Below are 12,417 nucleotides of genomic sequence, written 5' to 3' on the forward strand. Positions count from 1 at the left end.
TAAGGTTATCTATGGTCTACTTATTTCCTAACAACAGGAATCCACATTTCACCGAATACTAAACCGTTTCTTTGTCCCATTTCAACGGATGCATTTGGCCCACCGACATAGGCAATGTCCGTTACTTCCGATAAGACTTGACCAAAGGCAATGCCAGTAAGCATATTGCTTAGTTCCTCCGATGTCGCTGCTTCTCCTTTTATAATGAGATATTCCCCTTTAGGAAATTGAATATCCCTAGATTCTACTGCTACGGAGGCGTCTGTCATGACACCAGCATAATGCATCATTTTGTTGTTTATCGCTTCGTTCACAGTAAAAATGTATTTATTTGTCGCTATAGATTTTAAAGTGTCAAGTGTGCCATCTTGGCGAACGCGCTGCCAAAAATCAGCTTTTTCCTTGTTTATGCCAGCATAATCGGTATAACTGCTTTTAAGTTCAACTCCAATACCTAAAACAGTGAAGTTATCTTTTTCTTCAATAGTATAATTAGCCATGTGCAAAATCATCCTCTTCATTGAATTTATCAAATGTTTAGTTTTTCACTTGATAGGTTTATAATACCCTTAAATGATGTCAAATAATGATACTGTTTAGGGGGAGCCGATGAAAAAAGTTGAACGGATCAATATTATTATGAGGTATATCAACAATGGCGCCCATTTTACTGTTTCTGAAATTATGCAAGAATTCAACATCTCTCGCTCGACTGCCATTAGAGATATTAGAGAAATTGAAGCTATGGGGATGCCGCTTGTCGCTGAAGTAGGGAGAAATGGTGGTTATTTTGTTATGAATAATTCTATTTTGCCCACTGTTCATTTTACTGATGCTGAAATTAAAGCTCTGTTTATCGCCTTTATGGCTACAAGAAACCAACAGCTTCCTTATCTAAAGAGCCGTCAGTCACTTGCTGAAAAATTACTTGGACTTATTTCACAAAACCAGCAGGACGACCTTGTTTTTTTAAATCAAATATTGCTTTTTGAAGGGACCAATCCTCATAATCCTGATCTGCTTGATTTGTCAGACTTGCCTCACCCGATGTTAGAAAAGCTCATAAAAATGCTTCTTTTGGATAGTTACTTATCGGTTTTCGTAGAAGAAGATAGGGAAATTAAATCTTACTCCATTTATCTTTTACATCTTTATCGCGAAAAAAACGTATGGCAAATGGAATGTTTCGATTTGGAGGAAGAAAAGAGGCTGATTATTGCTGTTGACAATCTCACTGATGTCCAAGCCTTCCCCGAGAAAAGAAGAGTAAGTAAAAAAAAGATTTTAGAGCAACTAAGTAAGCAAGAAGAAGTGATCAATCTTATCATTGAACTTGGTCCAAGGGCGATTGCTCAGTTCAAAAAGTATCATCCTTTACAATTTTCCATTTCGTATACAAATTCTTACCAAACTACAGCTATACTAAAGACTTTTATCAACGTTACTCATGCAGAAGAATTGACTGAAATAACAAATTGGCTACTCTTCTTAGGCGGAGATATCAAGGTCAGGGAAGTGCCAGAAGAAGTTTTGGAAGCTATGCAGGAGAGACTATGTTTGTTGGGATAATAAAATGAAAATGATTCGCCAAAATTTTAAGATCAAGCCAAATTACAAGAAATGGGTTAATAAGATTATTTCTTTAATATCAACTGAGTGTAGATTGTACAAGAAAAGGAATAGAAATTCTTCAAAGACTAGTAAATGAGGTTGAACACTTGAAAGGAGCCAACATACAATAACGAGCCTGATTAGAAAAATGAAACTTTTTATAAGCGTATCCCATTCGCTCTACAGGAATGCTGAGCGAATGGGATATCAAAGTAATAGGAAAAAGTAATGATAGATTCACTGGACAAGTGTGATTTTTTGTAAAAAAATGCGAATAAAATGAAATTAAACAACCAGTTGTCGATGTTTAGTTGACAACTGGTTGTTTAATTTAATTTGCTTACAGTTTGCATAGTAACCCTAGCTGACCATTGCTCCTGCTGTATTTTAAAGGATTGGTTTGTAAAACCTATCCTTATATCAGTATTACCAAAATATTTTTCAAAAAATTTATTGACTTTCCCCCTTACTAAAGGGTTTATACTTTGATCAAATAAAAAAATTGGAGGAGTTAAGATGTTTAAAATAGGTGATTTTTCTATGTTAAGTAAAGTTCCCGTAAAAACGTTACGATATTACGACCAAATTGAATTATTAAAGCCCCAGAAAACAGATCGAGATACAGGGTATCGATATTATTCGGCAGAGCAACTGCTTGAAGTAAATCGGATCTTTTTATACAAAGAATTAGGTTTTACCTTAAAGCAAATAGCGCAGCTTCTGCATGAAAAAATTTCTGTAGAACAAATTCAAGGCATGTTTAAGCTGAAAGAGAGTGAAATTCAACAGTTGCTGGAGAAAGAACAAGAAAAATTAGTCCGTATTAAAGAACGCATGCAGTTAATCGGACGGGAAGGAAGTGCTGAAAGAGAGCAAGAGGTTATTATAAAAGCAGTTGAAAGTAAGCGACTTATTTCATTTCATTCTTATGGATCAGTAGAAGATATTCCTTTTCTCTTTCAGAAATTCAATCATTTATTGGATAAATATAATCGAGAATGGCTAACTGAACCTCAAATCGTACTATGGAGGGAATCAGCAGAAAAAGAAAGCGACTTTGAATTTGAAGTAGGGTATTCTATCAAAGGCGAAGTGGCATCTTTGCCTAAGGAATTATATATCCGTTCTCTTCCAGCTGAAACAATGATGGCTACGCTACTATTTCGTTCGAAATCAACTTTTGCACAAACAGCTTGTGTTGATTTGGCTACATGGATAGAAAAAAATGGATATCGAGTGAAGCAAGATCAACCAGGTAGAGAAATTTATTATCCGTTTGCAAAAAATGAAGAAGATAGATTAATTGAAATTCAAATCCCAATTGAACGATAATATAAGATTTCTGATGAATTTTAGCATAATTTGTTGCACGAAGGAGAAATATTTTGACGAAAAATAAAACAGTCATTTATTTGCTTGCCTTAGCAGTCTTTTTAATAGGAACGATTGAATATATTATTACAGGTATTATTGAAATGGTAGCAACTGACTTAAGTGTAACTACATCTGTTGCTGGGTTATTGGTCACTTCATTCGCACTTTCAGCGGCTATTGGTGCACCTATTGTCATTGCTCTCACCATTAATTTTGACCGCAAAAAAATATTGTTATTAATGCTTACCATTTTCATTTTGAGTAATTTTCTCACTTTCTTTAGTCATTCCTTTGAGATGGTTCTTTTTACACGAATTTTGCAAGGAGTAAGTGGTGGAATTGCTACTGTTGTAGCAATGGCTGTTGCTACTCGCCTTGTCGAGCATGAAAAAAGGGGAAGTGCTATTGGGATCATTTTGATGGGTTTAAGTAGCTCCTTAGTTTTTGGGGTACCACTGGGCACATTTCTCAGTGAGATCATGGGATGGAGGGCATTATTCGTATTCATTGGATTAATAACAGTTATTCCACTACTCGTTGTTTATAAGAGTGTTCCTACTATTAAAGAACAAGAACCAGTTACGATTGGTATGCAATTAGCCATATTAAAAGACAAAAGGATTGTGTTAGCAGTTGCAGTGACGTTATTTTATGTAGGTGGTTATTCCACATTATTCACCTATTTAACACCATTCTTACAAGCTTCAGCAAATCTCACCACTGCAAAAATTAGTAGTATTTTATTACTTGCAGGAATCTGTAGCTTCATTGGCTCCAGTATTGGAGGAATAGCTGCGGATAAAAAAGGTCCCAAGTTTACGATTTTTACTGGATTAATACTACAAATATTTATGTTGATTTTACTCGCAATAACTGGAGAAAGTTTGGTCGGTGTTATTGCTATTATTATGGTTTGGATGGTAGCTACGTGGAGTACTTCACCAGCACAGCAATTATATTTAGTTACGTTGGTACCAAAATCTCCTGATGTCGCCTTAAGTGTGAACACTTCGTTCATTCAATTTGGATTCGCCCTAGGATCAGGATTAGGTGGTCTTGTCATAAGTGGTACGTCTGTATTGAATCTTAGTTGGGTCAGTGCCGGCATTGTAGTTCTCGCTTTAGTAATGATTATAATGCTAGTTGCTTTTGAGCGAATTTCTAGTAATAAGACAGTGATGGAAAAATGTTAGGAACAAAATTGAATGCAAGATAACCTGTTTGATAATAGATGTTCAACCTCTTCCTTTGATAGGAAGGGGTTTTCATTTTTTTGTGGAATATTTATGTAAAGTGAGATTCTAGCAATGTCCCCTTCGATACAGAAGAAAATAACAAGGAGGCGAACGTATGGCAATTATACGATTAGCTACATTAAACGATGTTGATGAACTTGTTCAAATGCGTTGGGACTTCTCGAAAGAGGACTATTGCAATAGTTCGGACAGTTTTGAGGAGTTTTACAAGATTTGTAGTGAATTTTTGGTTAAAGCAATTGAAGGTGTGGATTTCCAATTGCTATGGAAAACGCAATAATTGAACTGAAAAATTGTGCAAAACACATTACCGAATCCAATGATAATGACGGTGTTGCTGTTGCACTCGAGAAATTTGTGGTGCAATCAATTGCTAATAATGATTTTGTTAGCAAATAGACGAGCCAAGTTACCTTTTGGGTGCATCACCCTTAGAGACACAGTGTATTTTTATAAAACCTCAAGAAAGTTTGGCCAAATTGAGTTGCTAATCCTACCCTTGACAAGTAAGGTTTACTGCAATAAACTTAACGTATATGAGGTTTATTATGATAAACTTGTCGAAAAGGGGATTAGAATGGAAAATTATAAATTGTTTGATGCTGAATATAAATTTGCATGTTTGGTTTGGGATAATGAGCCTATTAATTCTACGGAACTTGTGAAGCTAAGTCAGGCAAAGCTAGGTTGGAAAAAATCCACGACTTACACTGTTTTAAGAAAACTATGTGAGCGGGGAATTCTTCAGAACGAGGATGCAATGGTTACTTCCATTGTGAAGAAAGCAGAAGCACTGAAATACGAAAGCCAAACTATTGTTGAAAGAAATTTCAATGGGTCTTTGCCGCAATTTTTAACTGCTTTTCTGAATGAAAAGAAATTATCTGAGAAGGAAGCTACAGAGTTGAAACGGATTATTGAGGAGGCAACTAGATGACGAAGTTGTTTCTATTCATCGTCAATATGAGCATTACAGCAAGCTACGTAGCACTAGCAGTTATCATCATAAGATTGCTTTTGAAGCGGGCTCCTAAAATATTTTCTTATCTTCTATGGTTAGTCGTAGCTATCCGATTGCTTCTCCCCATCAGCTTTACTTCAAATTTAAGTATATTACGACTCTTACAGCCTAAGATTACAACGGACACTGGATATATAGAGTTTATTCCTCAAGAAATTGATATGTTCAAAAATCCTATTCTGGACGTTGGAATTAGTCAAGTAAGCCGTTTTTTTAGTACGTCTTTTCCAGCCGCTACACCGATGGCAAGCACAGATCTTGTAAAATTGATGTTGTGGATGGGAAGCATAGTTTGGATATTGGGAGTAATATATCTACTTCTTCACAGCATTATTTCGTATTTAAAAGTAAGGGCTAACGTTCGATTTGCAACGCTTGTGAAAGATAACATCTTCGAGATGGATTATATTTCAACACCTTTTGTTTCTGGCTTTTTTAAGCCGAAAATATATATTCCAATTGGCATTAATGAGCGTGAATTTTCTTATATTTTGCTACATGAACAAACTCATATTAGAAGACGAGATTATTTGATCAAACCTTTTGCGTTTATTCTGCTTATTATTCATTGGTTTAATCCACTTATATGGCTGTCATATGCTCTCATGAGCAAAGATATGGAGATGTCCTGTGATGAACATGTCATAGACAAGATGGGTAACCATATTAAAGGCAGCTATTCGACTGCTTTACTTTCTCTCTCTATCAACAGAAATATGTTTTCAACCGGAAGTCCTCTTGCTTTTGGAGAGAGTCATGTAAAGGCTAGAATTAAAAATATTCTCTCCTATCGTCAACCTTCTTCTTGGATGGTGGTGGGATATATGTTCGTTATCGCAGTCTTGGTAATAGGATGTACAGCCAATCCTAAACCTTTGCCGCAATCATTGCAACAAACGTCCCAATCGTCCTATTTCGGATATAATGTGGAAAAATTTATGGACAATAAAACACTTTATGTAGGTAACCATACGAAGGTAGGCGGTCTCGTTAGTGGAATGCCCTCGCCAACAGGTTTTGAAGTAACTATGCTAGAGCTTCAAACGAAAGCTCAACCTTATGGAGCAATCATCCATTATATGATAAGTGACGATGCGGATACAATCATAGATGAGACAATAGACAGTGAAGCTTTTTACCGTAACTCTATAATGCTATTAAGTCTAATTGATAACGTTGATTATATAACTTTTTTGATCATGGAGAACACAGGACAATATGATGGAGCAACCTATAGCATTACAGTCAAGAGGGATCAAGTCGACAAAATGTTTGGAGAGGATGTCCGGCATTATGCATCAGACGAAACCAGCATGAGGCAACTTATTGATCGTTTATACAATGTAACTGCAACGGATTCTAATATTGGTGAAATTACTGAAATAATCTAGACTAGTGAAGATATAAACAAATTAAAAAATATGAATGGAGATGAGAATTTGTCAAACCACGTATACATAATAACCGGAGCTTCAAGTGGGCTTGGAGCTGAACTCACAAGACAATTGCTATTAGAGCAAAACACTGTTTTCTGCTTATCCCGAACAGAAAATGACGATATCAAAAGACAAGCTGTAGGGTATAGATATAAATTTTATTCAATTGATCTTAGTTATGCGGAGAGAGTAGCTCTTATTATGCAGGATATTTTGGCAACAATTGATCCGATTAATATTAATTCGATTACCCTTATCAACAATGCGGCGTCAGTATCCCCCATTAAAGATATTCAGTATTGCACGCAAGAAGAGATCATTTCAAATGTACAATTAAATCTAACGACGCCCATTATACTTACCTCGAACTTTATGAGACTAACATCTGAATGGAAAATTAATCGTAGGATTGTAAACATATCTTCTGCATCAGCGCAATATCCAGCTCAAAGCATGAGTCTTTACTGTTCCACTAAATCGGCATTGAATATGTTTTCCAAATGTATAGGGCTTGAGCAAGATGGAAAACCAAACTCAGTTCAAATCTTTACTGTTGATCCTGGAATGATGGATACGAATTTGCAACACATTGCACGAACTTCTGATTTCGAATTATCTGACTTGTTTTCAAAACATAAATCGGAGGGTCACCTTTCTGAACCTGCCGATGTAGCATTGAATTTAATATCTTTAATTGAATCTTCAGTAAAAAAGAACAGCGATATTATTAGACTATATTAATCCGATTGGCGTTATAATGTAACGGAAAATACTGAACTTTTAGAGTGAGGATTTATGCGATGGTATTACTTTTGTTAAATCAACTGTTACACGACATTTATACGCTTGTGTAAAATTTTGTGAAATAATTTTTTATATCATCGGCTTGCTACAAAGCTAGACTAGTTTTAGTGATGTAGCAAGCATTGCAAGTTGCTTCCAATATAATGTTTACATTTTCAGCATGACCAATAAATTCGAAAGAACTATCTCCATATTCTTTTTTTATTTTTATTGGTAACCCATTGAAGTCAAATCCTAACATGGATACAACTTATTTCTTACAATAACTTGAATCATATCAGGATATAAAGCTTTATGTATCGTCTTGCATAATAATGCTAGCTTTTTCGACGATTACTTCTTGTGTTATTTTGGTTTCCTCCATCTTCTGTCTTCGTTCAACTGCCAATCTCTTTTCGTTTTCTTTTTCATAAACTGTTTTTTGAGCAGTTAAATCTGAATTTTAAGGGCGACTTTTAACAAGTAGTCAAGGTAGCTGAGACCAAAAGTACAAGTAGGTTTACTTTGAGATAATAATAAGTTAAACTAACATAGATAATGATTATCTATGTTATATTAATTTGTTTAACAAAGATGTGTGATGTATAAGTAGGTAGTAAAAATAAGGTGGTGATGATAAATGCAGATGAAAACTGGGGTGGAACAGTCCGTATATGCGATTCTTATGTTGAATATGCTACCAGATAAAGCGGTATTACCTGGGGAGGCAATCAGTCAACAATTGGGAGCTTCACCGACGTATTTTCAAAAATTGTTGCGAAAGTTAGTAAGTGCAGATTTGATTACTTCAGTGCCGGGGGTTAAGGGAGGATTCCGACTGCGAAAGAAGCCGGAAGATATTCGTATTTATGATGTTTATCTTGCTATAGAAGGACAACAATCGCTTTATTCATCTAGTGGTGTGCTGCATGGCATTCTTGATTTGGAGGATGAAGGGTGTTGTTTATTGACAGAATTAATGGAGGAAGCGGAGTCATCATGGAAATCTGTGCTGAAGCGCGAAACAATTGCTTCATTATATGAAGAAATAAAAGAAAACTATCAATCGAAAGTTCAAGAACTGCAAGATTGGATACAAGAAAAAATGGTGCTGTAATAGAAATGCGTTATGGTTTGGTGGGAGGAATATGGAAGAATTTCAATCGCATAATGGTTTTGCATAATATGCATATACAAATGCAACATACTATCAATTAAAAGCAAAGGAAGAGAAATGATGATAAAAAATTTAGAGCGGATAAATGCCTTAGCGAAAAAACAGCGTGAAGAAGGTTTGACAAATGCGGAATGGGTGGAGCAACAAGTATTGCGTGAAGATTATTTGCGAGAAATTCGTGGACAAGTGGTTAATACTTTTGCAGGGTTAACTGTGCTTGACGCACTTGGTAATGAAGTAACTCCGGACAAATTGCGTAAAGAGAAAGAAGCGAATGCAGCGAAAGAAAAAGCTCATTAGGAAGGATGAAATTTCGATGAAACTAAGTATTTTGGATCAAGCCCCAATTACAAGAGAGAATAAGGCTGCTGATGCGTTGCAATATGCTGCAGAGCTAGCTATTTTAGGAGATGAATTGGGCTACAAGCGAATGTGGATGGCAGAGCATCATGCAACTACTATATTTGCAAGCTCAGCACCTGAAGTGACGGCAGCTCACTTGGCTGCTAAAACAAAAAATATTCGGATTGGTACTGGTGGAGTGATGATGATGCATTACTCTCCATTGAAATTGGCGGAAGTGTTCAAGACGTTAAGCGCATTTTCGCCGGGACGGATTGATTTTGGTGTAGGTCGAGCTCCCGGAGGGGATCGCCACTCTATTTATGCTTTATCTGAAGGACGCCACCCGATGTTAGATAATATGTATGAAAAATTCGAAATCGCACTGCAACTGATAAACGACGTAGTACCAGTTGATGACTTATATAAAAATACAATTGCCACACCTAGCCAGATTGTTCTGCCAGAAGCTTGGCTGCTCGGTTCTAGTGGAAATAGTGCTGTGCAAGCTGGTCGCATGGGTGTTGGTTATTCTTTTGCCCAATTTTTTAATGGTCAGATGAGTAAGGAAATTTTGGACGTCTATAAAAACAATTTTCAACCTTCAGCCTTTATGGAGAAACCAGAAATCAATGTTACCTATATGGTGACAACAGCCGAAACAAAAGAGGAAGCGGAGTATGAGGCGATGCCGCAAGATATTTGGCGCTTAATGTTTATGAGGGGCAAGGTAGGACAAATTTTGACACCTGCAGAAGCGCAGGATTACCCGTTGACGGAAATTGATCGGATGACTATAAAAGAAAATCGGAAAATTCATTTAGTCGGATCGGCGAAAGAAATTGCAAGCCTATTACAGGAGGAGCAAGCACAATACGGTTTTGACGAAGCGATGATTTGTAGCATTCCTCATTCCCAAGCGAAGCGCCTTGATGTTTATCGATTACTTGCAAAAGAATTATTTTGAGATGAAATGTAGTAGGAGAGCAACTAAAATCTATTGTAAAAATGATAAAGTGCTGCTAGAAAGTCAATATTTATTGATTTTCTTGTAGTGCTTTTTTTAATAGTAATAATGTATGAGTTAATAAAAAAAGTAAACATAGGTATATTCCGAATGAGTATAGTAAGTCTGGAGGGTTTTTAAATAGATATGCACATCTTACTATACATTGCGAATTACTATGGAAAATTTATCTGAAGAAAAGAGTTATTGTTTACGTCCTACAGTTACTCAAAATCGTATTTTTTTGGAACCACTAGAAATTCTGATGCAAGAATTAGATGGTAATGAAAATGATTATGCGGTTTTTTTATGTGTGTTATGAGTACGCAGATTTGAGATCATAAAATAATGCATTGTAGACAAGGAAGATTGCTATTTATTAATATTGAGCAGATCTATAATTTTTGTAAATAAAGTAAAACATAATGTTAATGTTACTTTACATTATGTTTTACTTATGTTACTTTATAGATGGAAGGAGACTTAATAATATGTTTTATTTTGGAACGATAAGCAACCAAATCTATATGCTTCGTGCAGAACGGAGGTGGACGCAAAGTGATTTAGCTGAAAAATTAGATGTGACGAGACAAACGATAGCGGCAATCGAGAATAATAAATATATTCCTTCACTTGAACTAGCATTTGCATTATCTTACGTTTTTGAAAAGAATATTAATGAGATTTTTTTATTTGAGCCTGATGAAGATGATGAGGAGGAAGGGAGTTAACAAATGCATATGATATTAGGTTGGTTTATTACACTTGGCTTGATTTTTAATGTTGTATTTATGATTAGAGAAGGAAAAGATGAAAGGGGAAGAAAAATTTTATTTTTCCCACTACTTTATTCATTCTGTTTATTATTTTTAGGCTACAGTGTTCTAAATCTGGTAGTTAAATATTGGACATTAGAAATAGCTATATATCAGCTTTATTTAGATTACATATTTGCTGGATCATTGTTAGTTTATTTACTTCTTTTATTCTTTGAGAAGAGAAAGAAAGCTTAGTAAAATAGGACTTATCTCATTTGTAAGCTATCCTTTTTATCTAATATAATTGCTAGTAGTTTATTTACAATTTCAGTTACTGGCAGACAACCATCGATAATCGCATCTGAATTTGGTTTTACAGTTTGCAGCATTTCCATATAGGCTACTCTGCTGCGAGCAATATAGTTACAAGCGTCAGCTCTTACGTGATCTATTGGGCGGTTTGTATAATCTCTGAGCAATCGACGAGCCATAGCAACATCTAGGGGAGTATCTATAAATATAGTAAAATCAATCAGGCTACTCATTTCGTTGTGCAAATAGGAGAAAGGATAGTCAAGTAGTATATAATCGGCAGATTGTTGCTCTGCTGCTAATAAACTATTTAGGTCATTTACTATGGGTGTAAGTATCCAGTCATGAACATTAGCCCCTTTCTCAACCCATTCGCAAATATCATCAGGACCATCAAAATTATAATTATCAAAATATAGAGCGTTAGAATTAACGAGTATTTTTTTTAATTCTGTTACTATAGTTGTTTTTCCTCCACCTGAAACAGCCGAAATGGATACGACAAAAGGTTTTTTATTACTGCTCATTACGCTCCTCCTGTTGGTGAATGTATTTCCATTGCTTGAGCGGCAACATAAAGACTTCTTTATGTGCTATCCATTCAAATCCGATGTTGGAGTAAAGGGTACGAGCAGGAATATTGTCAGTATCTGTTTCTAGTTGCAGTCGATGAGCGCCAAAATTATTAGCAATTTCTATGGTATGGTTGATAAGCGTTTTGGCAATACCAAGTTTACGATAGCTCGGTAAAGTGAAAACATCTTGAATTTTTAATATCGGTAATCCCTTTGTCATGGAAAACCCCCAATGGAAGGTTAGGAATCCCAAGCAACTCCCTTCATGTTGAGCAAGTAAACAGAAAACTTGGTTTAACTTTAATAAACATAATAATGTCGCTTTACATTCTTCCTGTTTCTGATTATCCCAATCACTTTCAAATCGATAAGCGGCTAATAGTAGACTTGCTTCATCGATGAAAGAATCGCTCAATTCAATAACTTTGATCTCCATTATTTCACTCTCCTATAGTAAGATAATGAGATTATTACATGTTTTTTAACAAAAATATAGACTTATAAATGAGAATTTGTTATGATGTTGAGTAAGGTTTATTCGAAATACTAGACTCATTTTAATTAAGGTTGTTAACGGCTATATCCTCGTTGTCATATGAGGATATAACGATTAACAACCTTTTTAGTAGTTTGGTTTGGGTGAGATAAGAGTTGGAAATAAATTGTCGATTAAATGATATATTGAAAGATAAAGTAGTACTAACGATTCTAGTTGCTAATTCTAAATGAGCATATTTTCTAAGAGATGAAAAATCAGAAAAAATCA

The 12,417-nt window shown here is 35.4% G+C and carries 17 protein-coding genes; 13 read left to right on the plus strand and 4 right to left on the minus strand.

Annotated features, from left to right (window positions below; all coding sequences use genetic code 11):
- Positions 1 to 20 precede the first annotated feature (20 nt).
- The gene (locus ACFSTH_RS05525; protein ID WP_377770228.1) at positions 21 to 500 is read right to left on the minus strand and encodes a GyrI-like domain-containing protein; all 480 of its coding nucleotides are present in this window, start codon (positions 498 to 500) and stop codon (positions 21 to 23) included.
- A gap of 109 nt (positions 501 to 609) precedes the next feature.
- Between ACFSTH_RS05525 and ACFSTH_RS05530 the strand changes: the two genes are divergently transcribed.
- From ACFSTH_RS05530 to ACFSTH_RS05565, 8 genes are all read left to right on the plus strand, one after another.
- The gene (locus ACFSTH_RS05530; protein WP_377770227.1) at positions 610 to 1,569 is read left to right on the plus strand and encodes a helix-turn-helix transcriptional regulator; all 960 of its coding nucleotides are present in this window, start codon (positions 610 to 612) and stop codon (positions 1,567 to 1,569) included.
- Positions 1,570 to 2,127: 558 nt separating this feature from the next.
- A complete protein-coding gene (locus tag ACFSTH_RS05535) occupies positions 2,128 to 2,943 on the plus strand; it encodes a MerR family transcriptional regulator (protein WP_377770226.1) in 816 nt (271 codons plus the stop codon).
- 53 nt (positions 2,944 to 2,996) lie between these two features.
- Positions 2,997 to 4,178 (plus strand): MFS transporter, encoded by a 1,182-nt coding sequence (locus tag ACFSTH_RS05540; RefSeq protein ID WP_377770225.1) that lies wholly within the window; start codon positions 2,997 to 2,999, stop codon positions 4,176 to 4,178.
- Positions 4,179 to 4,335: 157 nt separating this feature from the next.
- Positions 4,336 to 4,521, plus strand: a complete 186-nt coding sequence (locus tag ACFSTH_RS05545; protein ID WP_377770224.1) for a hypothetical protein — start codon at positions 4,336 to 4,338, stop codon at positions 4,519 to 4,521.
- Positions 4,506 to 4,640 (plus strand): HAD hydrolase family protein, encoded by a 135-nt coding sequence (locus ACFSTH_RS05550; protein ID WP_377770223.1) that lies wholly within the window; start codon positions 4,506 to 4,508, stop codon positions 4,638 to 4,640. Before ACFSTH_RS05545 ends, ACFSTH_RS05550 begins: the two co-directional genes overlap by 16 nt.
- A 178-nt stretch (positions 4,641 to 4,818) precedes the next feature.
- Complete coding sequence (locus ACFSTH_RS05555) at positions 4,819 to 5,178, plus strand: BlaI/MecI/CopY family transcriptional regulator (protein ID WP_377770222.1); 360 nt, start codon at positions 4,819 to 4,821, stop codon at positions 5,176 to 5,178.
- On the plus strand, positions 5,175 to 6,653 hold the full coding sequence (locus tag ACFSTH_RS05560; RefSeq protein WP_377770221.1) for a M56 family metallopeptidase: 1,479 nt from the start codon (positions 5,175 to 5,177) through the stop codon (positions 6,651 to 6,653). The genes ACFSTH_RS05555 and ACFSTH_RS05560 overlap by 4 nt, the downstream gene beginning before the upstream one ends.
- A 48-nt stretch (positions 6,654 to 6,701) precedes the next feature.
- Complete coding sequence (locus tag ACFSTH_RS05565; protein WP_377770220.1) at positions 6,702 to 7,439, plus strand: SDR family NAD(P)-dependent oxidoreductase; 738 nt, start codon at positions 6,702 to 6,704, stop codon at positions 7,437 to 7,439.
- A 148-nt stretch (positions 7,440 to 7,587) separates the two neighbouring features.
- Here the strand turns inward: ACFSTH_RS05565 and ACFSTH_RS05570 are convergent, their stop codons facing one another.
- Positions 7,588 to 7,743, minus strand: coding sequence for a hypothetical protein (locus ACFSTH_RS05570; protein WP_377770219.1), 156 nt, complete (start codon positions 7,741 to 7,743; stop codon positions 7,588 to 7,590).
- A gap of 378 nt (positions 7,744 to 8,121) precedes the next feature.
- On the opposite strand from ACFSTH_RS05570, the gene ACFSTH_RS05575 reads away from it, so the two are divergent.
- The 5 genes from ACFSTH_RS05575 (at position 8,122) to ACFSTH_RS05595 (ending at position 11,019) form a co-directional block, all read left to right on the plus strand.
- Positions 8,122 to 8,598, plus strand: a complete 477-nt coding sequence (locus ACFSTH_RS05575; RefSeq protein WP_377770218.1) for an RrF2 family transcriptional regulator — start codon at positions 8,122 to 8,124, stop codon at positions 8,596 to 8,598.
- Positions 8,599 to 8,715: 117 nt separating this feature from the next.
- Complete coding sequence (locus ACFSTH_RS05580; protein ID WP_377770217.1) at positions 8,716 to 8,958, plus strand: DUF896 domain-containing protein; 243 nt, start codon at positions 8,716 to 8,718, stop codon at positions 8,956 to 8,958.
- 16 nt (positions 8,959 to 8,974) lie between these two features.
- Positions 8,975 to 9,967: an LLM class flavin-dependent oxidoreductase gene (locus ACFSTH_RS05585; protein ID WP_377770216.1), complete on the plus strand. Its 993-nt coding sequence runs from the start codon at positions 8,975 to 8,977 to the stop codon at positions 9,965 to 9,967.
- A gap of 530 nt (positions 9,968 to 10,497) precedes the next feature.
- Positions 10,498 to 10,737, plus strand: coding sequence for a helix-turn-helix transcriptional regulator (locus ACFSTH_RS05590; protein WP_377770215.1), 240 nt, complete (start codon positions 10,498 to 10,500; stop codon positions 10,735 to 10,737).
- Between the two features lie 3 nt (positions 10,738 to 10,740).
- A complete protein-coding gene (locus ACFSTH_RS05595) occupies positions 10,741 to 11,019 on the plus strand; it encodes a hypothetical protein (protein ID WP_377770214.1) in 279 nt (92 codons plus the stop codon).
- A gap of 11 nt (positions 11,020 to 11,030) precedes the next feature.
- Here ACFSTH_RS05595 and ACFSTH_RS05600 read toward each other — a convergent pair whose 3' ends face one another.
- Both ACFSTH_RS05600 and ACFSTH_RS05605 read right to left on the minus strand, forming a co-directional pair.
- Positions 11,031 to 11,603 (minus strand): hypothetical protein, encoded by a 573-nt coding sequence (locus tag ACFSTH_RS05600; RefSeq protein WP_377770213.1) that lies wholly within the window; start codon positions 11,601 to 11,603, stop codon positions 11,031 to 11,033.
- Positions 11,593 to 12,087, minus strand: coding sequence for a GNAT family N-acetyltransferase (locus ACFSTH_RS05605; RefSeq protein WP_377770212.1), 495 nt, complete (start codon positions 12,085 to 12,087; stop codon positions 11,593 to 11,595). The genes ACFSTH_RS05600 and ACFSTH_RS05605 overlap by 11 nt, the downstream gene beginning before the upstream one ends.
- Positions 12,088 to 12,417: the final 330 nt, after the last annotated feature.

Origin of the sequence: Paenibacillus yanchengensis (genome assembly GCF_042684845.1) — a bacterium.
GTDB classification, from domain to species: Bacteria; Bacillota; Bacilli; order Paenibacillales; family Paenibacillaceae; genus Pristimantibacillus; species Pristimantibacillus yanchengensis.